The sequence below is a fragment of the Tianweitania populi genome, assembly GCF_014652875.1.
Lineage (GTDB): Bacteria > Pseudomonadota > Alphaproteobacteria > Rhizobiales > Rhizobiaceae > Tianweitania > Tianweitania populi.
In genome coordinates this window covers 155,799-179,900 of record NZ_BMZQ01000001.1, presented here as the reverse complement: position 1 = coordinate 179,900, position 24,102 = coordinate 155,799, and the positions used below count along the sequence as shown (strand labels likewise).

At 62.8% G+C, this 24,102-nt stretch carries 24 protein-coding genes and 1 tRNA gene; 9 read left to right on the top strand and 16 right to left on the bottom strand.

Translation table 11 applies throughout. The features are described 5' to 3' along the window. Nucleotides 1-12: 12 nt before the first annotated feature. The 5 genes from IE166_RS00890 to IE166_RS00870 all read right to left on the bottom strand — a co-directional run bounded on the left by IE166_RS00890 (nt 13) and on the right by IE166_RS00870 (nt 5,718). Complete coding sequence (locus tag IE166_RS00890) at nt 13-1,230, bottom strand: tetratricopeptide repeat protein (protein WP_189500988.1); 1,218 nt, start codon at nt 1,228-1,230, stop codon at nt 13-15. After that, entirely contained in the window at nt 1,136-3,520 is a 2,385-nt protein-coding gene (locus IE166_RS00885) for a GumC family protein (RefSeq protein WP_189500986.1), read from the bottom strand. Before IE166_RS00885 ends, IE166_RS00890 begins: the two co-directional genes overlap by 95 nt. A gap of 25 nt (nt 3,521-3,545) precedes the next feature. Further along, nucleotides 3,546-4,313, bottom strand: coding sequence for a polysaccharide biosynthesis/export family protein (locus IE166_RS00880; RefSeq protein ID WP_189500984.1), 768 nt, complete (start codon nt 4,311-4,313; stop codon nt 3,546-3,548). A 2-nt stretch (nt 4,314-4,315) separates the two neighbouring features. Then, the gene (locus IE166_RS00875; protein ID WP_244641275.1) at nt 4,316-5,125 is read right to left on the bottom strand and encodes a tyrosine-protein phosphatase; all 810 of its coding nucleotides are present in this window, start codon (nt 5,123-5,125) and stop codon (nt 4,316-4,318) included. Nucleotides 5,126-5,196: 71 nt separating this feature from the next. Beyond that, a complete protein-coding gene (locus IE166_RS00870) occupies nt 5,197-5,718 on the bottom strand; it encodes a hypothetical protein (RefSeq protein ID WP_189500980.1) in 522 nt (173 codons plus the stop codon). A gap of 191 nt (nt 5,719-5,909) precedes the next feature. Here IE166_RS00870 and IE166_RS00865 point away from each other — a divergent pair, with 191 nt between their 5' ends. After that, nucleotides 5,910-6,368, top strand: coding sequence for a hypothetical protein (locus IE166_RS00865; protein ID WP_189500978.1), 459 nt, complete (start codon nt 5,910-5,912; stop codon nt 6,366-6,368). Between the two features lie 27 nt (nt 6,369-6,395). On the opposite strand, the gene IE166_RS00860 is transcribed toward IE166_RS00865, so the two are convergent. Next, nucleotides 6,396-6,956 carry a hypothetical protein gene (locus IE166_RS00860; protein WP_189500976.1) on the bottom strand — a complete coding sequence of 187 codons (561 nt, stop codon included), beginning with the start codon at nt 6,954-6,956 and terminating at the stop codon, nt 6,396-6,398. Nucleotides 6,957-7,171: 215 nt separating this feature from the next. Between IE166_RS00860 and IE166_RS00855 the strand changes: the two genes are divergently transcribed. Both IE166_RS00855 and dhaL (IE166_RS00850) read left to right on the top strand, forming a co-directional pair. Then, a complete protein-coding gene (locus IE166_RS00855) occupies nt 7,172-9,208 on the top strand; it encodes a bifunctional sugar-binding transcriptional regulator/dihydroxyacetone kinase subunit DhaK (RefSeq protein WP_244641384.1) in 2,037 nt (678 codons plus the stop codon). Between the two features lie 55 nt (nt 9,209-9,263). After that, entirely contained in the window at nt 9,264-9,902 is a 639-nt protein-coding gene (gene dhaL, locus IE166_RS00850; protein ID WP_189503159.1) for a dihydroxyacetone kinase subunit DhaL, read from the top strand. Between the two features lie 52 nt (nt 9,903-9,954). Here the strand turns inward: dhaL (IE166_RS00850) and derI are convergent, their stop codons facing one another. The 8 genes from derI to IE166_RS00810 form a co-directional block, all read right to left on the bottom strand. After that, a complete protein-coding gene (gene derI / locus IE166_RS00845) occupies nt 9,955-10,422 on the bottom strand; it encodes a D-erythrulose-4-phosphate isomerase (protein WP_189500973.1) in 468 nt (155 codons plus the stop codon). A gap of 30 nt (nt 10,423-10,452) precedes the next feature. Further along, nucleotides 10,453-11,499, bottom strand: coding sequence for an NAD(P)-dependent alcohol dehydrogenase (locus IE166_RS00840; RefSeq protein WP_189500971.1), 1,047 nt, complete (start codon nt 11,497-11,499; stop codon nt 10,453-10,455). A gap of 148 nt (nt 11,500-11,647) precedes the next feature. Then, on the bottom strand, nt 11,648-12,298 hold the full coding sequence (gene dhaL / locus IE166_RS00835; protein WP_189500969.1) for a dihydroxyacetone kinase subunit DhaL: 651 nt from the start codon (nt 12,296-12,298) through the stop codon (nt 11,648-11,650). Nucleotides 12,299-12,315: 17 nt separating this feature from the next. Beyond that, nucleotides 12,316-13,311 carry a dihydroxyacetone kinase subunit DhaK gene (locus IE166_RS00830; protein WP_189500967.1) on the bottom strand — a complete coding sequence of 332 codons (996 nt, stop codon included), beginning with the start codon at nt 13,309-13,311 and terminating at the stop codon, nt 12,316-12,318. A gap of 45 nt (nt 13,312-13,356) precedes the next feature. Further along, nucleotides 13,357-14,130 (bottom strand): SDR family oxidoreductase, encoded by a 774-nt coding sequence (locus IE166_RS00825; protein WP_189500966.1) that lies wholly within the window; start codon nt 14,128-14,130, stop codon nt 13,357-13,359. Between the two features lie 73 nt (nt 14,131-14,203). Further along, the gene (locus IE166_RS00820) at nt 14,204-15,193 is read right to left on the bottom strand and encodes a substrate-binding domain-containing protein (RefSeq protein ID WP_189500963.1); all 990 of its coding nucleotides are present in this window, start codon (nt 15,191-15,193) and stop codon (nt 14,204-14,206) included. 70 nt (nt 15,194-15,263) lie between these two features. Beyond that, nucleotides 15,264-16,268, bottom strand: a complete 1,005-nt coding sequence (locus tag IE166_RS00815; RefSeq protein ID WP_189500961.1) for an ABC transporter permease — start codon at nt 16,266-16,268, stop codon at nt 15,264-15,266. A gap of 37 nt (nt 16,269-16,305) precedes the next feature. Beyond that, entirely contained in the window at nt 16,306-17,784 is a 1,479-nt protein-coding gene (locus tag IE166_RS00810; protein WP_189500959.1) for a sugar ABC transporter ATP-binding protein, read from the bottom strand. Nucleotides 17,785-18,060: 276 nt separating this feature from the next. Here IE166_RS00810 and IE166_RS00805 point away from each other — a divergent pair, with 276 nt between their 5' ends. The 6 genes from IE166_RS00805 to IE166_RS20600 all read left to right on the top strand — a co-directional run bounded on the left by IE166_RS00805 (nt 18,061) and on the right by IE166_RS20600 (nt 23,483). Then, nucleotides 18,061-19,065 (top strand): iron-siderophore ABC transporter substrate-binding protein, encoded by a 1,005-nt coding sequence (locus IE166_RS00805; RefSeq protein ID WP_210312934.1) that lies wholly within the window; start codon nt 18,061-18,063, stop codon nt 19,063-19,065. Beyond that, complete coding sequence (locus IE166_RS00800) at nt 19,062-20,048, top strand: FecCD family ABC transporter permease (protein WP_189500955.1); 987 nt, start codon at nt 19,062-19,064, stop codon at nt 20,046-20,048. The genes IE166_RS00805 and IE166_RS00800 overlap by 4 nt, the downstream gene beginning before the upstream one ends. Next, nucleotides 20,045-21,022 (top strand): FecCD family ABC transporter permease, encoded by a 978-nt coding sequence (locus IE166_RS00795; RefSeq protein WP_189500953.1) that lies wholly within the window; start codon nt 20,045-20,047, stop codon nt 21,020-21,022. The genes IE166_RS00800 and IE166_RS00795 overlap by 4 nt, the downstream gene beginning before the upstream one ends. Next, nucleotides 21,019-21,798, top strand: coding sequence for an ABC transporter ATP-binding protein (locus IE166_RS00790; RefSeq protein WP_189500951.1), 780 nt, complete (start codon nt 21,019-21,021; stop codon nt 21,796-21,798). The genes IE166_RS00795 and IE166_RS00790 overlap by 4 nt, the downstream gene beginning before the upstream one ends. 183 nt (nt 21,799-21,981) lie before the next feature. Next, on the top strand, nt 21,982-23,031 hold the full coding sequence (gene selD, locus IE166_RS00785) for a selenide, water dikinase SelD (protein ID WP_189500949.1): 1,050 nt from the start codon (nt 21,982-21,984) through the stop codon (nt 23,029-23,031). Nucleotides 23,032-23,096: 65 nt separating this feature from the next. Further along, nucleotides 23,097-23,483, top strand: coding sequence for a hypothetical protein (locus tag IE166_RS20600; protein WP_244641274.1), 387 nt, complete (start codon nt 23,097-23,099; stop codon nt 23,481-23,483). Nucleotides 23,484-23,510: 27 nt separating this feature from the next. Here the strand turns inward: IE166_RS20600 and IE166_RS00775 are convergent, their stop codons facing one another. Together IE166_RS00775 and IE166_RS00770 are read right to left on the bottom strand one after the other, a co-directional pair. After that, nucleotides 23,511-23,894 carry a hypothetical protein gene (locus IE166_RS00775; protein ID WP_189500947.1) on the bottom strand — a complete coding sequence of 128 codons (384 nt, stop codon included), beginning with the start codon at nt 23,892-23,894 and terminating at the stop codon, nt 23,511-23,513. Nucleotides 23,895-23,928: 34 nt separating this feature from the next. Further along, nucleotides 23,929-24,024 (bottom strand) — tRNA-Sec (locus IE166_RS00770). Nucleotides 24,025-24,102 lie beyond the last annotated feature (78 nt).

Below are 24,102 nucleotides of genomic sequence, written 5' to 3'. Positions count from 1 at the left end.
GGCTAGCTCGCTTCATTGGAGCCGCTCGATGGAAACGTTGTGGAAGGTCACCCGGCCCGAATATCGATAAAGCCAGCTGTCGATGGTCAACCCTGAACGGAGTTCCAGACTTTGCGCGGGACAATCACCGACATCAAATTCCACGGCGTTCTCCTTGTTGCGGTAGGTGCCTTCAGCAACATCAAGCCGTGTGATTTCAGTGCCGGGCTTCAAGCACCGCAACCGCCAAAACAGCCCTTTCGGCGCCTTGAGCAGCGCGCCCGATGCATCGACCTTCAGGCGGTAACGCCCAGGCTCCAGAACCAGCGTCTGCCGTAGCTCGACCTCACGAGCCGGCTTGTCGAGGAAACGAACATTCATGCCGTCCTGCGGCGCGACTGTCGAGCTTTCGAGATAGGCTGCCGCCGTATTTCGATAGATCCAGTCAAACGGAACTGGCGTGCCGCCGCTCGGCTCGAAAGACGCGTTGAACACCAGTCCTGCCCGGTTCCAGTCTTGATCGGATAAGGTGAAGAGAAACAGGCGATGAGCACCCTGATAGTCCCCGGCCCGCACAAGCGCGCTCAACACGGTGCGAAGTTCGACCGGGGTGGCGGGAGACTTGCTTGTGCTCAGATCCAAAACGAGCCGGTTCGCCAAGGGTAGTCCGCCATCACTGGTGACCAGCGATCGTATCAAAGCACCGCGCCAAGGCGGGTTGGCCTGCAGCGTCGTCAGCATTTCCGCGTAAGCGGCTGGATCCTGCAGAAGCGGGGCGAGGATCGCAGCCGCGTCGGGGAACTGGTCGCGCCATCGCCGCACGAACAGGTCGATATAGCGCACCGCTTCGGCAGTCTGGCCCTTGTTCAGCGATGCCGTGATCAGGCGCCGCAAAGCCAGCTTCTCGGTCTTCGAGATACGATGAGCAGCAAGGAACTGCGTTTCCGCAAGGGCCTGCTCGTTGGATCGCAGTTCCACCTCGCCGAGTAGCGCACGCAAGCGCGCGTCGACCGGATCACGCGCGATTGCGGCACGCGTTTCCGCATCAAGCCCCGCTAGTTGAGTGGGGTCTGAAGGATTTTGGTTGAGAGCGGCCGTAATCGCTTCAACACGGGCGTCGACATTAAGTGGATCGACGCCCAGCGCGGCATTCGGCTCAGCCTGTAACAGTCTGCCGAGAGCGCCCAGACAAACGAGCAACAGCAGCGCGAAGGCGGCGACGCAGGCCACCGCCCGACGAGGCATGGACATCGGAACCGGATGCGCCGCTCTGCTGGTCATGAGGTCCCTCTAATTGCTCAGCATCGCCTCCATAGGAGTAGTACTGATTGTTCATGTAGCTGTAGGCGTATTTGTAATCGTATTTGCCGACGCTGAACTTGGACATCGCTGCGCCGATCACATGAGCGCCGGAAGCCCGCAGACGCTTCAATGCCAAGGAGGCAGCCTTCCGGGTGACCTGATTGGAGGACACCACCAACAGGGTTCCGCGCGCCAGACGGCCGAGAATCGGCGCATCAGACAGGCCGATCACGGGAGGCGAGTCGATGATGACGAAATCGAAGCGCTCAGCGAGATGACCAATCAGCAGCGCCATACGCTGTGACGACAGAAGGTCGGCTGGGTTTGGCGGGATCGTGCCCGAGGTTATCGTCCAGACGTTCTCCGCGCTGGTGCGACGGATCACCTGCGGCAGCTTTTCCTTGGAAACCGTGTTGGTAAGGACGTTGCTCAGGCCAACGGTATTATCGAGGCCGAACTGGCGGTGAACGGCCGGCTTGCGCAAGTCGGCATCCACAACGACCACCTTGGATCCAAGCACACCGAAATCGCGGGCCAGCTTGTAAACCGTGGTCGACTTGCCTTCGGCCGGTTCAGCGGACGTGACCATCAGGATCTTCGGCGCACCGTCCGCACCGGCAAACTGGATGGCCGTGCGCAAACTGCGATAGGCTTCCGACAATCCAGACGTTGGATCTGTCGCACTTGCCGCCAGCTCCGCCGGCTTCACCTGCGGCAAGATCCCCATGACCGGAAGCGCGAGTTCCTTTTCGAGCTGTTCCGGATTGACGAAGGTGTTGTTCAGCAACTCCAGCACATAAACCACTGCAGCCGCCAATGCAGCAGATAAGGCTAGAGCGAGCGCAAGGTTGATCGGCAGACGCGGCCAGACCGGTGACTGCGGCATCGGCGCAAGGTCGACGATCGAGGCATTCTGCTGCCGCAACTCGGTCGCCACACCGACATCGTTCAGCTTGCCAATCAGACTGTCATACTGGCTGCGGTTGGAATCCACCTCGCGCTTCAGGATCGTATACTGGATGTTTTTGTCCTGATAGGCGACTTGCTCGGCCTGAAGCTCGGTCTGTTTTTGCTGAAGGTCGGCTTCGCGCGATTGCGCTTCCTGCAGTTTCAAACGGACGCCATCCGTGACAACCGCAACACCGCCCTCATATTGCCTGCGCAACTCGCTGATTTGCGCCTGAAGCTGCTGCATTTCCGGAAAACCGGGTTTGAACGTGCTGAGCTTCTGCTGGTACTCGGCCGAAAGACCGGCGATCTCCGAGCGAAGTTTCTGTAAGCCCTCGCTGGACAGAACCTGTTCAAGGCTGCCGCCACGACCCTGGTCGATCTGCTGCACCAGCCGCTGATAGTTCAAGCGCTCTTCGACCGCCTTCGATTGCGCAGCGTTGATCGCCTGGATGCTCGTTTCGATCAGAGAACTGTCCGTGCCGGTCATGGTGATGCCGGCTTCCTTCGCATAGGCGACCAAGGCCTCCTCGGACTTCTGCAGCCTATCCTTGACCTGTAGAACTTGATCCTGAATGAACTGCCGCGCCAGCTCTGACGTTTCGCCAGTTTGATCCACACGCGAGTCGATATAGCTTTGCGCCACACGGTTCGCGACTTCCTGGGCAGTGACCGGGTTTTGATCGCGGAAGGAAATTGTCAGCAGGCTGGTATTCGCAAGGAGGTCAACCGACAGGTTGTCCATCACCCGCTTTATGGCGATCCCTTCCCGCTGTTCCGGCGCGTAGTCAGCCATATCCTCGGAGAAGCGCATGCCGAACGCCCGACGAACGATATTGGTCGGCGCAAAGTCTGGCGCGGGGAACAGAAAGGCGGCTTGTTCGGAAAGGCCCAAGCCAAGCACGACGCGCTGTGCGATTGCACGGCTCTTCAAGCGCTCGCGGGCAGTCAGGAATGCGCGCACGTCAGACGCCTCCGCGACCATTTCCATTTCCTGGAACACGCGGGCAGACGGTGTCATGACTTCCAGCCGGACCGCTGCCTCGTACTTGGGCGTCTGCATCATGGTGATAGCAAAGCCGAGTACGAGACCAATCGCGAGCAGACTTACGATCAGCCAGCGATATTGCAGAACGTAGAAAAAGATTTGCAGCGGGTTGAACGAGTCGCGCTCGTCAACCTCCTGATACCGTCCGTAGCCATAATCGTAGGGAGCAAGATCCGGGCGCAGAGCACCGCCCGGAGCGGCCTGAAGGGCGTTTGGCGAGTAGGGAGAAGGTCGGTCAAGCATGATTGTCTAACTTACCCTCTGCGGCTTAAAGACCGACGCCAATGCGGCTGGCGGAACTTGCCACGCCAAGCGCTTCCTTCAGGTTCTGGAACGCGACCTTGTTGGAAGATGAGAACACAACAACGACGTCACCACCGTAGATGCGGGGATTGGCCCGCTTGCCGGCGCGGATCTGCGCAACATCATACAGCGCGACCAGTTTCTGCCGGCCCACCTGGCGGAACACATAGACCTTGCCAGTATCTGCGACTTTGCTGAAGCCGCCACCGAGCGCAATCGCGTCGATCAATGACGCCGTGGGCGGCAGCTGGTAAACGCCGGCCTTGTTGACTTCACCGTCGATCGTGACCCGACGGGAAGAGGACTCCTTGATCGTGACGCTGACCTGCGGGTTCTGCAGGTAGTTCCGCGCGTAAGCACGCGTGATTTCCTGTTCCAGCACCCGCACCGGCTTACCGGCCGCCTGGACATTTCCGATCAGAGGCAGGTTGATGTTGCCGCTGGGATCGACCTGCACGGCGCGTGACAGGTCGGAGACCTGAAACACGAAGACTTCGAGCGTGTCGGAGGGCGCGATCGGCACTTCCGTTCCACCTGCCGTTTCGGGCGGCGCTGGCAGTTCGGGTACTTGGCGCAGGTCGGCGTCGCCCGGCAGCGCGGCCGATGCGTATCCTGAGGAGGCTGGGGCGCCTTGGGCTATGCCCATGTCGGTTGGTGACGAGGTGTTACAAGCCGCGATGAAAGCAGACACCGCGAATACGACTGCGATACGCAAAGTCTTACAACCCGCCATGATCAACGCCCCTGAAACATGCGCCAGAACTTGCCTGCCCGGCTTTTCGAGACCGCTTCGCGCTTCGCACCGCGTGCAGCGTCCATGCCCACGGCTCTGATCTGCGCATTCCGCAAAATCCGCGCAGGCGTTTCAACGAACAAATTGCGAGCGGTCTCCGCGCCGGCTTTCTCTTCAACAAGCGCATAGGCGGTTGAGAGCACGGGAGACCGGCCCGACACATTGTGTGCATCACTGGCCACCAGATCGATGCGGCCTTCTTCGAGCATCCGGTCCGATAGAGCCTTGGCCTGCGTGCCGAATTGCCCAGTCAAGGAGCCCGCGGTAATCTGCATCAAGGCTCCAAGTCGCCCGACGCTTTCGATCAGATCGTAGTTCTTTGTCACCCAGGTCAAGCGCTCCGGATGCGTGACAACCGGGATATAGTCGGCCTCGATCAGACGCTCGACGAAGGCAACGAAATTCGGCGGCACGACGTGATGCGGCGGCTCAAGTAGAAAATAGCGTGACCCATTCAGGGTCGGCACAACCTTGTCGGCAAGCTTCTGCAGCAGATCAGGCGCGATATGAACATCAGCCCCTATAACAAGCTGAAGGTCGATACTCTCGTCCGACAGAACATTACGCAGAGCCAGAACTCGGCGACCGATACCGGCCGCATCATTATGGTAGAGGCCTGGCAGAATATGCGGCGTACAGGCGAGAATCCGTGTGCCATCAGCCACAGCGACCCTCGCCATAGCGAGGGAAGCAGCGGCATCCGCGGCACCGTCATCACAGCCAGGCAGAATATGGGAATGCAGGTCTATCACTAACCCTGCCAACCCCTCATCAACAAGACCAGAACGGCGAAGAACCGAGCCGCGAACGGCCCGATCGAAGCTTACTGGCTTACGCGGTTATCCGAGTCCGAAGTCGCGGTAGCGATTGCCGCACCACCGATAAGAACAGCCGCCGCAGCCGGCACAGCGTAGGAGGCAACACCGGCGCCACCAGCAGCACCAGGAACAGCGCCATTGTTGTTATTGCGAACCTGGCCCGTTGTGTTCACGGCACCCGTATCGTTCACGGCAACGCAGAGGTTTTCACCCTGCCGCTCGAAGCGCAATTCCTGCTCGCCAGCAAGCGATACCTGGCAGCCACCAGCAACAACCACGGCCGTGCTCTGGACGCTCGTTGCAACGCGATCGGCAGCCGAAATCGACTGGCCAGCCGCCGCCTGCCGTGGGCCCTTGGCGCCAACGATCACAACACGGCCTTCAGAAGACTGGATCGTGCCGAGCGCTGCCGACTGAGCGCCGCTAACGGCGCAGCCGCACGTGGAAGGCTGAGCCTGAGCAACACCGGCTGCCGTCGAAAACATGCCGGCAGCCAACGCACCAGCAACAATCAGTCGAACCATCATCGTCTCACCCGTCCCAAAAGCGTGTTTCGCTTAGCGCCTATATGCCACATATAGCCCAAATGTCTATGAAAAGTTGACTGTACACACGAGGGTGTGCGCAATGCTGACAAAGCTCAAGCGGTATATGCCTCGCTGTAGTGGCCTCAGGAAGCGCCAAAAGCCAAGTCCAGGTTGAAGCGTCCAACAAGACGTTGCACAAAGGCATCATGTTGAAACACTTTGCCTTGTGGCTGTTTTTCGGATCGGCCGCTTGTGTCGCAGCGATTCTTTTTGTTCCCCAAGGGCGGCTCGCCTGCTCAGAGCCATATCTTCACGAAACCAGTCCGGATGGTCGATGGACCCTGACTCTTTGCAGCCGACCGTTGCTGTTTGCCATGCCGGGCGGCGGCAGCGATGCGCCGGGCTGGATCGTTCTGCGCGATCGTGACGGAGCCATCCGTGGCGTGTCCGACCTCAGCATGCTGCAGATGTATGGCGGCGCGGCGCCGGGCACTCCACTCATCTGGGGGCCTCGCCGGGTGGTCAAACCAATGGTTCTCGATCTGCCTATCAGATCGGCAAGTTCGCCCTTTCGACAATGGCTTGATGATCGGATCTGGCGTTGGCGGGCACTTCTAGGCCTCACGCCAACCGACGACGAGCTGCATTGAAGCCTTATTCGACGTGCGGCAGACGGGTCATTGCCCGACGTCGTAGATCGCTGTCGCCAGAACCTGCACGCGATCCTGTCTCCCGCCCGCCTCTTTCGCGCGACTGACGACCAAGATGAATTTCGGCTCCTCGCGAGACCGGAAGCGCGTGGAGATCATCTCGCCCTCGCCTTCCTTACTGACCTGCTCCCATTGCTCGACAAACCCGGGAGAAGAAAGAACCGCTTCCACAATGGGTTGAAGGTCCGCGTCTCCGCCACCGGTGATGTGGCACATGGGGATCTGGTCGGACACGACGAGGACATAGCCGGCATCGAGCTGCGAGTTGATGCGCCAATAATGATTGGCCGTGCGCAAGCCCGGTGGCGGCAGCGATTCGTCTGCAACAGACTTCAGGAGCCCGACCGTGTTGCCGAGCCCCATTGCGGCGAGGAAGGGCTTGGGTCCATCGGCCCAGCTTGCCGGGCGCAACACCCATTCCGTACAGCCGCGTAAAGCGCCAGCCAATCCAGCCTCTAGCGCCGGCTGCGTGTGGGCCGGCAGGGTGACAGCGAGGAATGCGCCGAGCGCCATCAGACATTTGTTCATGCAGAAACCCTAGCGGCGGAAAAAGCGGGCGTCATCTTATTCTCGCGACGCGAAGTGAGACCCGGTTGTTACAAAAACTTGCACGCGGCTCCAGCCTGAACCATCCTCTTGCCAAGGCGCGGAGGATGGCGCTGACTGGAGGATAGTGACGAGATGACAGCGTGACGGAGAGTTCCACCTCGGCCAAGAACCGGTCTGCGCGCGCCGCGGCGTCTATCGGTTCAAGCGTCATTCCCCTGAAATTTGGCGACGATCCGCAAGTCTGGGCCTGCTGGCTTTACTACGAGGACCGTCTCACGCAGAGCGAGATCGCCGAGGCGATGGGGATCTCGCGAGCAACCGTCAACGCCTATCTCGCGGATGCCCGCGAGCGCGGCATCGTCAATATTACCCTAGATCCACAGCGCCTGGCCTCCCTTACGGTGGCACAGGAGCTCAAGCGGCATTTCGGTCTGCATGACTGTCTTGTGGTGCCGAGCTCGGAGCCGGCAGCGTCGCTGATCGACAGGTTGGGTGCGGCGGGGAGCCTTGTGCTTCGGCAGTTCGTGAGGTCCGGTGACACGATCGCCGTGGGATGGGGGCGCACGATCCTGTCGGTGGCAGCGGCCACCACTTTGACAGGCTTGCAGGATGTGCGGGTCGTGCAGGCGACGGGCAGCGTTACCACCGGCCAGCCCGACTCGCCGGAAATCTGCGCCGCGCGTCTCGCCTCCGCAATCCAGGCCGAATGCGTGCCGATTACGGCGCCCAGCATCGTGTCATCATCGGCCATGCGCGACATGCTGATGGCCGAGCCGCTGATCCAGTCGCAATTCCAGGCGCTCAGCCATGCCAGCCGGGCCGTGTTCGGCGTGTCTTCGCTGCGCCCCAACTCCACCATTCATTCCAGCGGCTTTTTCGATCACGCGCCGCTACAAACCTACCTTGGGCTGAATGCCGTCGGGGTGATCGCCGGTCGTTTCATCGACGTTCAAGGGCGTTCGGTGCGCGGGCCGCTGGGTGATCGCACCCTCGGTATTTCGCTGGAATCTTTGCGGGGCATCGAACGGCGCATTGCCGTTGCCGGTGGGATCGACAAGGTGCCGGCGATCCTTGGCACGCTGCGGGGCGGCTATGCCGACATTCTCGTCACCGATGCTGCCACGGGCAAGGCGCTGCTGGAAGCCGATGGGGTCAAGGGTCTCACCCGCCCCACGCAGCGGCCGCAGACAGAGCCTTCAGCCCCGGCTGAAGTGCAGCGTCGTCACGTCAAAAAGTTCTTGAACGATCCGGACGACATCGTCGACGAGATGCTGGACGGCGCGGTGCGTGCGCATGGCGCGTATCTGGAGCCTGTGCCCGGCACGCGACGTGCCTTCATGGCGCGTGAAGCGCCACGCGAAGGGAAAGTTGGCTTAGTGGTCGGCGGCGGCTCAGGGCATGAGCCGTGCTTTCTCGGCTATGTTGGGCCGGGAATGGCCGATGCGGTGGCGGTCGGCAATGTGTTTTCCTCCCCTCCTCCCGATCCGATTGCCAGGGCTGCACAAGCCGTATCCGGCGGCGAAGGCGTGTTGTTCATTTACGGCAATTATGCCGGCGACACGATGAATTTCGAGATGGCCGCCGAGCTCGTTCAAGCCAACGGCATCCCGGTGCGGACGGTCGTGACCACGGACGACATCGCGTCATCGCGCGCCGAAGATCGCGATGGGCGGCGCGGCGTGGCTGGTAACGTATTGATTTTCAAGGCTGCGGGTGCGGCGTGCGACAAGGGCTGGTCGCTTGACGCCTGCGAACGCGCGGCGCGAAAAGCCAATCTCCAAACCTATACGATGGGCGTGGCGCTGGAGCCCTGCTCCATGCCGCAAACGCGGCGCTACAACTTCAGCATCGGCCCGCAGGACATGGAAGTGGGCGTCGGCATCCATGGCGAGCCTGGCGTGGCGCGGGAGCCGATGCAATCGGCGGATGCCGTGGTGGATATGGTGATGAACCGGATTTTCACGGAAATGCCGAGCCAATCGGGGGACCGGGTGGCAGTGCTCGTGAACTCGTTCGGTTCGACGCCTTTGATGGAGCTTTATGTGCTTTATCGGCGGGTGGAACAGCGTTTGAAGACCAAAGGGCTGACTGTTGCAGCGCGGTGGGTCGGGCATTATTGCACCTCGCTCGACATGGTCGGCGCGTCGATTTCGGTGATGCATCTCGATGATGAGCTTGCCGAATTGCTGGCACATCCGTGCGATACGCCGTTTTTCCGAGTTGGGAAATAATGATGCCACAACAATGGCTTATGGGGCTTTCGCCTCAGTCTGCGAAAGAGACTTCATGCAAGATCTAGGATCAAAACGCCTGATCGCGATGTTCAGCCAAGCCGCAGCCGCGATCGATGCGCAGCGGGATCATCTGTCGGATCTGGATGGGGCGATTGCCGATGCGGATCATGGGATGACGATGTCGCTGGGCTTTCGGGCGGTGACATCGGCGCTGGCGAAGCTCGATGCGGAGGTGAGCCCTTCGGAGGTGTTCAGGACGGCAGCGAGTGCGTTTCTGGACGCTGTCGGGGCTTCGACCGGGCCGCTTTATGCGAGCGGATTTCTCAATGCGGCCAAGCGCTTGGATGGTTCAGACGTGCTGGATCCTGCGGCGATGCTGGAGGGGATTGCGGCCGGCATTGCGGCGCGGGGCAAAGGGAGCCGGGGGGAGAAAACGATGCTGGATGTTTGGCTTCCGGCGGCGGAAGCGGCGCAGCAGGCACTTCGAGAAAACCCTGCGGATTTATGGACTTACGTGCTCGGCGCCGCAGCCGATGGGGCTGAATCGACACGCGCGATGATGGCTGTGCGGGGGCGTGCGGCGCGGGTGGGCGAGCGGTCGATCGGGCATATCGACCCTGGCGCGGTGTCGGCCTTGCTCATCGTGGAGGCGATGGCCGACACGCTTGGGAACGAGCCTTCAGAGGGTTAGAAGGCTCAATTCTGCGCACGACTTGCCCAAGTCGCAGCGCAAAACGCGTGCTTTAAGCCGCGCTGCCGTGGTATTTTGCATCGAGCGCGTCGATCGCCTTGACGTTGTCCGCTGAGCGACCGTTCGGATCGAAGTCTGATGCGAGGTAAGCGTCGGCGACGGTCTTCGCGAGCTCGGCCCCGATCACGCGCGCACCCATGGTGATGATCTGCGCATTGTTGGACGACGCTGCCTTTTCCGCTGAATAAGCATCGTGAGTCTGGGCGGCGCGGATGCCGGGAACCTTGTTGGCCGACAGCGCCACGCCGATGCCGGTGCCGCAGCAAAGAATCGCGCGGTCATAGGTACCGTCGAGGATGCCGCTGGCGACACGCTCCGAGAGGTTGGCGTAAAGCTCGCTGGAGCCGGCCGGCGGCGTGCTCAGTTCCGAGACTTCCAGACCGTCACGGGCGGACAGATGTTCGGCCAAAGCCTTGGCGAGGGGAGCGCCGGCGCTGTCGCCGGCAATTGCGATCTTCATGGGTTTTCTCCGTCGATTGAACGATGCCACTCAGGAGGGCATCGTGATCTGGATCTTGACGTCGGTTGGGCGCCCTTCGGCAGCACGGTCGAAAGCTTCAACCGACTTGTCGAAGGTGTAGGTGTCGGAAATCAGCGGCTTCAGGTCGACCTTGCCAGAACCGAGCATCTGGATGGCGCGCGGATACTGGTGGGCGTAGCGGAACACCGTCTCAAAGCGCACTTCCTTCGTGGAAGCCAGCGACCAGTCGACCGGGGTGGGTTCGACCGGCAGGCCGACGACGACGACGCAGCCGCTCGGGCGCGGCAGCTCAAGCAAAGTCGACCATGCCTTGGCCGAACCGCTGGCCTCGAACACGACATCGGCGCCCCAGCCCTCGGTCAGCTTGTCGACGACTTCCTTGACGCTTTGCGAGCGGATGTCGACCGGCACGATGCCCGGGTACTGGCCGGCAATCGCCAGCTTCTCGGCCGACAGATCGGCGATCACCACGGTGGCGCAACCGCCGGCCAGCGCCGCCAGCGCGATCATGATGCCGATCGGGCCGGCACCGATCACCACGCCGACATCACCGGGCGCGATCTTTGCCTTCTGCGCGGCCTGGAGGCCAACGGCAAAGGGCTCGATCATCGCGCCTTCGGCGAAGGACACGTTGTCCGGCAGTTTGAAGGTGTAGGACGCGGGATGCACGACCTGCGAGGTCAGCACGCCATGAACCGGCGGCGTCGCCCAGAACTGAACGGCCGGATCGACATTATAAAGTCCGAGGCGCGAGGCACGGGAATTGCTGTCCGGAATGCCCGGCTCCATGCAAACGCGGTCGCCAGCCTTGAGGTTGGTGACGTTCGAACCGACTTCCACGACCGTACCGGCAGCTTCATGGCCGAGCACCATCGGCGCGTTGACGACGAAAGGTCCGATCTTGCCGTGGGTGTAGTAATGAACGTCGGAACCGCAGACGCCGACGGTGTGGATTGCGATCTTCACGTCATTCGGGCCGACTTGCGTCGGCAGGTCGATCTCGCGCAGCGCAAGCTCGCCTTTGCGTTCAAGAACGAGAGAGCGGGTTTCAGTCATGGAAGCTCCGGTGAGACCCCTTGGTCTCGCATCTGGAAGATAAGGAGGTCTGCCGAAGGCGGTTGCCGCAGTGGCGGAGATCCTGCTGGTATCTATGTAAGATGCCGGCCCTTCTTTCGGAAGAACCGGCAGGCAAGAAAGCGTTGGCTCAGGCTGGTTCGGCGAGACGCTCCTTGGCACCCTCGGCCAAGGTCGTCAGGATGATGGCGCAGGAGGTCGCACCGGCATCAAGCACACCGCGCGAGCGTTCGCCCAAGCGGCTGGCGCGGCCAATTTTAGCAACCATGTCGACCGTGGAGTCCCTGCCCTTCTCGGCAGCAGCGGAAAATGCGTCGAGCGCTTCGCCGAAGGATTTGCCGTCGGCAGTGGCGGCATCGAAGGCTTCGAGTGCCGGCACGAAGGTGTCGAGCAGCGTCTTGTCGCCGACCTTGGCCGAGCCGACCTCCTGGATGCCAGCTAAGCCCTTGTGCAGCATGGCGGAGAAGGTGGCGGGATCGATCTGCTCTTTGCCTTCGATGACTTCCGAGAACTCGGTGAACATCATGCCATAAAGCGGACCCATGGAGCCGCCGATCTCGCTCATCAGAACGTCGCCCAACGTGTTCATGGCTTCGCCTAAGCCGGCATTGCCGTCCTTCAAGCGATCGGCGGCCATGCCGAAACCCTTGGCCATGTTCACGCCGTGGTCGCCGTCACCGATCTTGCCGTCGATCTCGCTGAGATAGGCGCGGTTTTCGACGATGCGGTCTGCCATGCTCAAAACGATGGCACCGGAAGCGGAATTGCTGAAGCTCTGCATGTTTTCGTTTCCTGATCTCAGAGCATGGCCGGGCAGCTGGCGTCGGCATCGAGGAGACTTTTCAGCTCCTCGTCCAAGGCCAGAACCGTCAAGCTCGCGCCGACCATTTCGAGCGAGGTGAAGTAGTTGCCGATAAAGGTGCGGTAGATGGTGAGACCGCGTGCGGTGATCTCGGCTTCCACCGTGTCGTTGAGGATGTAAAGCTCGTTCAACGGCGTTGCGCCGAGACCCGATACGAGCACGGCCACTTCGGTGCCTTCGGCCAGATTGTGGTCGTCGAGCACGATCTGGCACATGTCGCGGGCAACTTCGGCGGCTGTCTTCAACGGCTCGACACGGATGCCGGGTTCGCCATGATGGCCGATGCCGACTTCCATCGTGCCGGGCTCGATGGTGAAGTTCGGATGGCCGACGGCCGGCAGCGTGCAGGGACCGAGGCCGACGCCGATGGAGCGGCAATTGTCGATGGTCTTCTGCGAGGTCACGCGGACTTCTTCGAGGCTGGCACCCGAGGCTGCCTTGGCGCCGCCGATCTTCCACAGGAAGATCTCGCCGGCCACGCCACGGCGGCGGTCGCGCTCTTCCGGCCCGGCCGAGCACACGTCGTCATTAGCAACCACTGTCGCGACTTCGATGCCGTCCTTGGCGGCGAGCTTGGCCGCCATCTTCACATTCATGTTGTCGCCGGCATAGTTGCCATACAAGCAGATCACGCCCGCGCCGCCATCGGCTTCCTTGATCGCTTCATGGAAGCTCTTGGCGGTCGGCGACGAGAACAGTTCGCCGATAGCAACGGCGTCCAGCATGTTGCGGCCGGTATAACCGACAAAGGCCGGCTCATGGCCGGAGCCGCCGCCGGTGATCACGCCGACCTTGCCCTTGACCGGGGCTGCGGTCGAAACCACGACGCGACGGTTCTTGTCCGACAGGCGAACCAGGTCCTTGTGCGCCTTTACGAAGCCGCGAACGCTGTCGTCGGCCACATCATCGGGATTGTTGATGAAACGCTGCATGATGAACTCCGACGCGATAGAAATCTGTGCTGTGGGGAATGCGGATCAGATGATGGTGTAGCCGCCATCGATCAGGAGATCGGCGCCGTTGATCATCTGGGCGCCGTCGGAAGCCAGAAACACGGCTGCGGCTGCGATTTCTTCCGGGAAAGCAAAGCGGCCGGCGGGAATGCGCTTCTTGGCGTCTTCGCCCTTCTGGCCGCCCCAGGCCTGCTTGCCGAGTTCGGTTAGAACGATGGTCGGCGAAATGGTGTTGACGGTGATGCCGTGCTTGCCCCATTCGGCGGCGAGCGTCTTGGACAGGCCGATGACGCCGAACTTGGATGCGCAATACGCGACATGCTCGTCGATCGCGACCGTGCCGGCCTGCGATGCGAGATTGATGATGCGGCCCTTGGTGCCAGCGGCGATCATGGCGCGCCCGACAGCCTGAGACAGAAGGAACGTGCCCTTCAGATTGATCGCGATGGTCTTGTCCCAGGCGTCGAGCGACAGCTCTTCGGCAGGCGCGAGTGCGACGATGCCGGCACTGTTGACCGCAATGTCGATCTGCCCGAAGGCGTCGACCACGGCCTGAACGGCTGATTGGACGGAAGCAGGGTCGGACACATCGCAGCGGAACGCCTTGGCCTCCCCGCCGAGTGTATCGGCCTGGCTTTGCGCCGCGGCTTCATTGAGGTCGAGCAAGGCCACCCGCGCACCCTTGGCGGCCAGCGCCGACGCAATCGCCGCGCCGATGCCGGAACCAGCACCCGTGACCAGCGCCACGCGATCCGTCAGCGGGAAATTGAGGTCGATTGTGGGGGCGACGTCGCTCATGCGCTTGGTCCTTGGCAGAATACAGAAGAGATTGGAGCGGCCTCGAGAGGGCGAGGCCGCTCCTAGTTTCGGCTTAGAGCTTGCTGCGGGCTTCGAGCAGCTTGTCAGCGTTTTCGGTGGTTACCGGGGTCCAGGGAACGAGGTAGTCCTTGCCGGTGCCGTCCTTCCATTCCATCTGGGGATATTGCTTCCAGATTTCGGACTGCGGCTCGTAATCCTTCTTCACAGCCTTGATGGCGATGTCGAGGGCGCCTTGAGCCTGCGCGTTCGCGTCCTGCAGGATGGAGGCCATCTGGCCTTCCTTCACCGCGTTGATCGCGTCGGTCACGCCGTCGACGCCGGCAATCGCGAAGTCTTCGACCTTGAGGTTCGCAGCCTTGATGGCTTCGATCGCGCCGAGCGCCATTTCATCGTTCTGGCCGATGACGCCGTTGATCTGGCCGGGATGCGAGGTCAGCCAGTTTTCCATCAGGGTCTGGGCTTCAGCGCGCGACCAGTTGCCGGTCTGCTGCTCGAGAACCTTGACGTCCGGGCAAGCGGCAAGCGCCTTCTGGTTGCCTTCGAGGCGCTGGATCTGGCCGGACTGGCCGATCGGGCCTTCGAGGATCACGACATTGCCCTTGCAGCCCATCTTGTCGAGGACGGCCTTGGCTTCCAGCTCGCCGGCTTCCACGTCGTTGGACCCGACATAGGCGGTGAGCACTTCGGAGTTGACGCGGGCGTTGGAGCCGACAACCGGAATGCCGGCATCGACGGCAGCCTGAACCGGAGCAGCAGCGGCTTCGACGTCCATCGGCACGATCAAGATCGCATCATACTTCTGCGTGATCATCGTGTTGAACTGTTCCTGTTGGACCAGCGCATCATAACGACCGTCGAAGATCGTGACCTCGACTTCGCCTGCCTTCACGGCAGGGTGCTGCTGCAAAGCGGACGTCCAGATCTGCATGAACTCGGCATTGAGACCGTAAACGGTCGCGCCGATCTTCAGCTTTTCCTGCGCCATGACCGGCGAGGCGAGCAGCGACGTGCCCATGGCAAGCGTCAGCAACAACTTTTTCATAGGTAGTTCCTCCCTAGGAGCGTTTGGGCGGGCCGGAATTGGCCCGATTTCGTTTGGCAGTTCCCCGCGATCAGGCGTCCTGATTGCGTTTCTGGTCGAGCATCACGGCACCCACGATCAGCGCACCCTTGAGGATCTGCTGGTAGTAGGACTGGATACCCATGAGATCGAGGCCGTTGTTCATGACGCCGATAATCAGCGCGCCGATCAAAGTGCCGGTGACGCGGCCGACGCCGCCGGCAAGGCTGGTGCCGCCGATCACCACGGCTGCGATGGCATCGAGCTCATAAGCGATGCCGGCCTGCGGCAGCGCCGAACCGGTACGGGCCGACAGGATCATGCCGGCGAGACCAGCCAGCGCGCCCGAGATCACGTAAACGGAAAAGCGGATGCGCGTGACGTTGATGCCGGAGGTCTTGGCCGCATGCGGATTGCCGCCAACGGCATAGATGTAACGGCCAAAGCGCGTGCGGGTGAGCACCCACCAGGATACGGCGAAGACGATCGCCAGGATCACCACGGGCAGCGGAATGCCGAGGATGTTGCCGGTGCCGATCCAGCGGAATTCCGGAACCAGTGCGGGCACCGGACGGCCGTTGCCGTAGATCAGCGTGAGGCCACGGGCGGCCGACAGCATGCCGAGGGTCGCCACGAAGGCAGGCACCGCAAAGCGCGACACGATCGCACCCACCACGCCGCCGCAGGCCACGCCCACTGCCAGACCCACCGCGATCGGCACGAACACCGGATAGGGCGCGCCGGATACGGCCGCAGTAGCCGAAGTCGTCGCGAAGCTCGCGCTGACGATGCCGGCGAGTGCCACAACAGAGCCAACGGACAGGTCGATGCCGCGCGTCAGGATCACGAAGGTCATGCCGATGGCCAAGACGCCGTTGATCGAGGTCTGCAGCAGCACGTTGGAAATGTTGCCGGCCGTCAGGAAGTACGGGTTCGAAACCGACAGAACCACCACCAGGATCAGGAAGGCGATGAAGATGCCGTATTCCTGAATCAGCAAACGACGGCGTTCGGATCCCATCAGGCCTTCCGCAGGCTTACCATTCACATCGGACATTAAAAGTTCCCCATTGCGTCGCGTGGACCGCAAGTCGTCAGGTCGAAAGATGCACGAGGGATTGCGCGTTGGCCTCGGTGCGTTCCAGAATGCCGGCCGAGCGGCCGCCGCGCATCACCATGACGCGGTCGGACATGCCCAGCACTTCGTCGATTTCCGACGAGATCATCACAACCGTGCCGCCAGCCGCCGCGTAATCGCAGATGATGCGGTAGATTTCGCGCTTCGCGCCAACATCGACGCCGCGCGTCGGTTCATCGAGCAGCAGCACGCGCGGATTGCGCAAAAACCACTTGCCGAGCACCACCTTCTGCTGATTGCCGCCCGACAGGCCGGACACCGCCATCGTGTCGCGTGCGGCCTTGATGTGGAAGCGCTCGATCATCGCCTTGGCCGCAGCCGCTTCTTCGCGCCGGCGCATGACGAAGGACGGGCTCATTTCGGGCAGGCTGGCGAGGCCGATATTGCCGCGCACCGAGTCCGTGAGGTTGAGGCCGGTCTTCTTGCGGTCCTCGGTGACGAGCGCGATGCCTTCAGCCATCGCATCCGACGGCTGGCCGATCTTCACCGCCGTGCCGTCCAGCAGGATGCGGCCGGTGGAATGGGGATCGAGGCCGAAAAGGCTGTCGAAGATTTCGGTGCGGCCCGAGCCCATCAAACCGTAAATGCCGAAGATCTCGCCCTTGCGGACCTGGAACGAGATGTCCGCGATCTTGGCCGGGCTTTGGAGTTGCTGGACTTCCAGGCCGATCTCGGCGGTCGGCTCGTTGGTCTTGATATATTCTTCGCCCAGCTCGCGGCCGACGATCATGCCGATCAGCGCCGGGCGATCCACATCGGCGAGATTGCCGCTCGACACGTAAGCTCCATCGCGGAACACGGTATAGGCGTCGGCGATCTGGAAGATTTCCGACAGGCGGTGCGACACGTAAACGATGCCGCGCCCCAGCGCCTTCAGCGTTTCGATGGCAGCAAACAGATGCTGGGCTTCGCGCTCGCCGATCGCCGAGGTCGGCTCGTCCATGAAGATGACTTCGGCATCATGGGACAGCGCCTTGGCGATCTCCACCAGCTGCATTTTGGCCACCGACAGGCTCGCCATCTGCTGGTCGGCGCGGATGTCGAATTCGAGATCGTCGAGCAGCTTTTGCGCGGCACTGTTCATGGCGCGGAAATCGATGCCGCCGAAGCGCTTCAGCGGTTCACGGCCGAGATAGATGTTCTCGGCCACCGTCATGAAGGGGATCGGGCTCAGTTCCTGCTCGATGATGGCGATGCCGGATGCCAGCGCTTCGGCGGGGCTGGAGAACTCCACCAGCTCGCCATTGCGCCAGATCTTGCCGCCGTCGCGGCGATGAATGCCCATGAGGATCGACAGGAAGGTGGATTTGCCGGCGCCGTTGCCGCCGCACAGCGCGTGGACCGAACCGGCCGCCAGTTCGAACTGGCCGTTCTTCAAGGCGTGGACACCACCAAAGGATTTACGCAATCCCTCGACCTTCAGCAGTGACACCAAACTCGCCTCCTCGCCGACGCCCACAAATGCAGCAAACGCCGGCCACTACCAGCCACAAAACACGCTTGCGGCTAACCTCTCGACAATTCTCGAAGATCACTCGACATTTGTCAATCTGGCACTCTGCTGGCGAAGTGCCGCTGCATGGTTTTTCAACTGCAAACGACCATTTCGGCGGCAGCGCAGAGGTGCGAGCGGCTTCAAGCCACAGCAAATGTTGACATCTTTACTCTTCTTCGGCACGGCGAAGGCAGGGTGCCGCAGAGGGTGTCGATTGTGAAGAACGTATCGCCGTTGAAGGTTACGCGCCGCGCCGTTCTCGGCGGCATGGCTGCCTGCGCCGTTGTTCGCCCCGCTTTCGCGCAAGACGAAATCCGCTTCACCCACGCGTTCGGCGAAACCGTACTGAAAGCCCCGGCCAAGCGCGTCGTGTCGCTCGGCTACACCACGCATGACACGCTGCTGGCGCTGGATGTCGTGCCGGTCGCCACCCGCTACTGGTTCGGCGATCAGCCCTTCGGCGTCTGGCCTTGGGCGAAATCCAAGCTTGGCGATGCACAGCCCACGCTGATCTCCGGTGAGGTCTCGATGGAGACGGTCGCGTCCTTGCAGCCTGACCTCATCGTCGGCATCGGTTCGGGCATTTCGCAGGCGGAATATTCCGTGTTGTCGCAGATTGCGCCGACCCTGATGCAGGCGCCGGACCAGCCGGCTTATGGCACGCCCTGGAACGAACTGACGCTGACGCTCGGACGCGCCGTCGGCAAGGAAACGCTGGCCAACGGGCTGATTGCCGAAACGCAAAACACATTCGCCCTGTCCCGTGCGCGTCATCCCGATTGGGCCGGCAAGTCCGCCGTCGCCGCCTATAACTTCGCGGGCGAAACCGGCGGCTTTACGAGCCACGACTCGCGCGGCCGGTTTCTGGCCGAACTCGGCTTCCAGCCGGTGCCGCAGATCGACCAGCTCGGGAAAGGCAACTTCTATGCCGCCCTGTCGCCGGAAGACCTGTCGGCGCTCGATGCCGACCTTCTCGTTTGGGTGTCGTCCTTCAATTCGGTGCCGGATCTCGTCGCGCTTCCCATGCGCAAGATCCTGAAAGCGCATCGCGAAGGCCGCGAAGTCTTTGCCGGCGAAACGATCGCAGCCGCCCTTTCCTTCGGCAGCATCCTGTCCCTGCCCTTCGCCCTTGCCGAACTCGAAGATGGCATCGCGCTCGCCCTTGATGGCGATCCGAAGACAGCCGTCCCCTCATCTGTTGCGGCAGGCATCGCACCTTGAAGACAGGCGTCGGCCTTTTTGCGCTTCTCCTTGCAGCGGCGTTGCTGACGCTGTGTGTCGGCGTGCGCACAATCGGGCCGGCCGAGTTCTGGGGCGTGATCACTGCTTACGACCCCAGCAATCCCGTGCATCTCACCCTCGCCTCGATCCGCTTTCCGCGCCTAATCGCGGGCCTCATCGCGGGGGCGTCACTGGGGATGGCGGGAACGGTGATGCAGGCGCTGACGCGCAATCCCCTCGCCGATCCCGGCATTCTCGGCGTGGGTGCCGGTGCCGCTTTTTCCGTGGTGCTCGGCGCGCTGCTGCTCGGCCAGGCCGATAGCGGCGTGGTGGCAGCACTGGCCTTTCCCGGTGCGGCGATCGCGGCCGGCCTTGTTTTCGCGCTTGGCGGCGGTTTGCGCGGCGATGTCGGGCCAGTGCGCCTGACGCTGGCGGGTGCCGCCATGAACGCGCTGCTTCTGTCCTTGGTGTCGGCGATCGTTCTCACCCGCAGCGACTCGCTCGATGTTTACCGCTTCTGGGTCACCGGCTCGCTGGCGCAGGCTGGCGAGCGCCCGCTGCTTGCCATGGGCCTGACGGCCTTGGCCGCAACCGCGCTCGCCATCGTTCTGGCCCCGGTAATCGAAACCCTGTCGCTCGGCACCACACTCGCGCGAGGCCTCGGCACGCGGGTGGTTCAGGCACAAGCCGGCGCGCTTGGCGTGGTGACGCTGCTGACCGGTGCCGCCGTGGCCGTTGCCGGCCCGATCGCCTTTTTGGGCCTGATGGTGCCGCCGCTCGCCCGCCGCCTGTCCGGCCATGATCTCAGACGCGAAATGCTGGCCTCGGCCGTTCTCGGCGCAACCATCCTGCTTCTCGCAGACACGATCGGCCGCCTCGTTCTCGCACCGGCGGAAGTCCGCGTCGGGGTCATGACAGCGCTGATCGGCGGGCCGGTTTTCGTGTGGATCGCCCGCACGCTGCAACGCGAGCGCCACGCATGAAAAGCGGGCTGCTTCTTGTCATCCTGCTGCTGGCAGCGATTCTCCTTTCGCTGATGATCGGCGAAGTTGCGATCGGCCCGGCTGCGCTCTGGCACGGTCTTGTCAGCGGCGAAGGGCCCGGCGCGCTGACGATCCGCGTTCTGCGCGGGCCGCGCATCGCCACCGCACTCGGCGCCGGCACGCTGCTTGGTTTGTCGGGTGCCTTGCTGCAAACCCTGCTGCGCAATCCGCTTGCTGCCCCGGATGTGCTCGGCTTTAATTCCGGCGCCGGTCTGGCCGTGATCTTTGCCGTATCGGTCGGGCTCACCCTGCCGATGCCGCTGCTTGCGGCGGGCGGTGGTTTGATCGCGGCGCTCGTGATGGCCGCTCTGGCGTACCGCCCCGGCCACCCCACCTCGACCCTGACGCTGATCCTGGTTGGCCTCGGCGTCGGCTTCACCGCCGCCGCGATCGGTTCCTTCCTGCTGCTCACTTTGCCGAACAGTGAAGCCACCGAAGCGCAGCGCTGGTTGTCCGGCTCGCTGGCCGCGCGCGATTGGGGCCATGCCGCGCAGGTGTGGATCATCGGCGCGGTGCTCGCTGTGGCGGTTGCCGCGCAGATCCCCGCCCTCAAGCTGCTCGAACTCGGGCATGACCTGTCCGCCGGCCTCGGCCTTCATGTCGAGCGCGCGCGCTGGAGCCTGGTCGGTACGGCCGTTCTGCTCGCTGCCGCCGCTGTGGCCGTCGCCGGACCAATCCCCTTTGTAGCGCTGATGGCGCCGCCACTCGGCGCGGCATTGACCGGCGCGCGCCTACCTGCCGCACGGCTCTTCGCTGCCGCCGGCGCTGGCGCGCTGATCTGCGTGGCGTCTGACCTCGTGGCGCGTGCGGCCATCCCAGGTTTGCAGCTGCCGATCGCCGTCATGACCGGTCTGCTCGGCGCGCCTTATCTCCTTTGGCGGTTGTCGCGCGAAATGGAAAAGGGCGAGCTGTGACAAACAAGATCCTCAGGACAGAAAACCTGACGCTCGGCTATCCTGACCGCCGCGTGATAAACAATCTCACGCTCGACCTGCCGACCGGCTGCATGACATCGATCCTAGGACCGAATGGCTGCGGCAAGTCCACGCTCCTGCGCGCCTGCGCCCGGCTGCTTCCGCTCACCGGCGGGCGTGTGACGCTGAACGGCAAGGACATCCGCAACGAGAACACGCGTACGCTTGCCCGCGACATCGCCATCCTCCCGCAAGCGCCGCTGGCGCCGCAGGGCATTTCCGTCGGCGAGCTGGTGCGGCGGGGGCGCGCGCCTTGGCGCGGCTTTCTGGCACCCTGGACCCCGGCAGATGAAGCCGCCTGCACGCAGGCGCTCGATGCGGTTGCCATGACCCAGAATGCCGACCGCGCGCTGGACGAATTGTCGGGCGGGCAACGCCAACGGGCCTGGATCGCGCTGGCACTGGCACAGGCCACGCCCATCCTGCTGCTTGACGAGCCCACTACCTGGCTCGACCTGCCGCACCAGATCGAAGTCCTGTCGCTGCTGCGCCGCCGCAACCTGCAAGCCGGCACGACGGTCGTCAGCGTGCTGCACGACCTCAACCTCGCAGCACGTTTTTCCGATCATCTAATCCTGCTCGGAAAGGAAGGGCTGGTGGCGGAAGGCCCGCCGGCCGCTGTGCTGACACCGGAGCATCTGCTGAGCGCCTTCGGCCTTCAAGCGCAGATCATGGCCGATCCGGTGACCGGCACGCCGATGGTGATCCCGCTCTAGGGCGGACAATCCGTCCACCCCGTACCCGGCAGCCAAGGGCTCGCAGACCTTTCATCTCGCGCCCGAGATGCTATGCTTTGCGCATGTGCCCCGTGTGGGTCAGCCTCCATGTCGAACCTGTCTCCCCTCGACGGGAAAGCGGTCTCACACCCCTCGTCCCGGTTTGAAGACCTAGGTGAAATCATGGACTCCATCACGCCCCGTTTGACGGATCTCGCCCATGGCGGCGGCTGCGGCTGCAAGCTGGCGCCCGCCGTTCTGCGCCAGTTGCTGGCTTCACAGCCTGCCGCGCAGCCCTTTTCGCAGCTGCTGGTCGGCAACGAGACCGCCGATGATGCCGCCGTCTGGCAGGTCGACGACAACACCTGCGTGATCGCCACCACCGACTTCTTCATGCCGATCGTCGACGATCCTCGCGACTTCGGCCGCATCGCCGCGACCAACGCGATCTCCGACATCTATGCCATGGGCGGCAAGCCGATCATGGCGCTGGCGCTGGTCGGCATGCCCATCAACAAGCTGGAACCAGCCACCATCGGCAAGATCCTCGAAGGCGGCGCGTCGATCTGCGCGGAAGCCGGCATTCCCGTCGCCGGCGGCCATTCCATCGACTCCGTCGAGCCGATCTATGGCCTCGCCGTGATCGGCATCTGCCGGCCGGAACAGGTGCGCCGCAACGATGGCGCCAAGGCCGGCGATGCGCTGATACTGACCAAGGGGCTGGGCATCGGCATTTATTCATCGGCGCTGAAGAAGAACGCGCTGCCGGACGGCTGCTATGACGAAATGGTGGCGTCCACGACCCTGCTGAACCACGTCGGCACGGAACTCGCCGCCAACCCCGATGTGCATGCCCTCACGGATGTGACCGGCTTCGGCATTCTCGGCCACGGGCTGGAAATGGCGAAGGCTTCCAACCTGCAACTCACCTTATCGCTCGATGATCTGCCCTTCCTCAGCCAAGCCAAGGCGCTTGCGGAAAGCGGCTTCATCACCGGTGCTTCCCATCGCAACTGGGACAGCTACGGCGCAGACATCACCTTGCCCGCGGGCATGCCGGACTGGCAGCGCCTGCTTCTCGCCGACCCGCAGACCTCGGGCGGGCTGCTGGTTGCCTGTGCGCCGGACAAGGCGGAAGCTCTGCTGAAAACCATTCGCGACGCCGGTTATCCGCTGGCGACGATCATCGGCAAGGCCGAAGCTGGCTCAGCCGGCATCACCGTCGCGGCCTGATCGACGAACGGTTCGGGAACAAGCGCCCCGGCCCCTTCGTTATTGAGGTTGAATAGGAGATTGTCATGCGCGATCAAACCGCCCTTCGCCGTGTTCTGCTGGCTTTGACCACCGTCGGTTTCATGAGCGCGGCACCCGCTTTCGCTCAAACGCCCAACGATGTCAGCCGGCCAGGCGACAAGACGAACTGCACGCAGGCCGCAAGCAAGGCCGAGCCTGCAACGGCGCCCGATCGCAACTCGGCTGACGGCACGGCGCCGGGCAATACCGGATCGACCGGCTGGAGCGGCGGCACGGGTGGTGCCTATATCGGCACCAACCCGCAAGGCGCCACAGCCGCGTCGCCGACGTGGCAGCCGCCCACGGCACGCGGCATCGACCTTGCCGGCGTGCCGGAAAAGGTGACGCCGGCCGCGCAAGGCCAGTCGGTGCCTGCTACTGCCGGCTGTTGAGGACGGCATTCCGTGGAGTCGAGGCGGTCAATGTAGGCTGACTTCCTCGATCGCCAGCCGCAAGCCATCGGCATTGAAGAACTCGCCATCCCGGATGATCGAGCGGTCTTCGTGCAGCTTGCGGATCAGCGACCCAAGCCGCGCCTTGGCTTCCTCATCCCGCACGATGCCCTCACGCCCCGCCCGGAAGAACACGGCGCCCGACCACTGGACACCCGCGCCTTCAAACACCTTCAACATATCCGGCCAGCGCAACTCGTCGCCGATGACGTGCAGATAGGCCGAGCGCAGCAGATCGACATTGTTTTCGCCGATCCGCACCAGCACGAAGATCATCGTGAAGGAGCCGGTTTCGCGGAAGGTCGCCGTGATCCAATCGTCGAAATCGGTGTCAAGGGTTTTGTCCGTCAAGGCGTGCTTCCCCGTGGCGGAAGTGAAGGGCTGATGGCGGAAGAGAATGGGAGTCGAACCCACCCAGGACAGCCTCGCTGCCCCACCCGGATTTGAAGTCCGGACGCCCCACCGGGGACGATTCTCTTCCATACCGCCTTCAGTGGGTGATTTCGGCCGAAGCCGCAACCGCGAAAACAGGACGGCCGGCGTGAACTCGCGGCAGCAA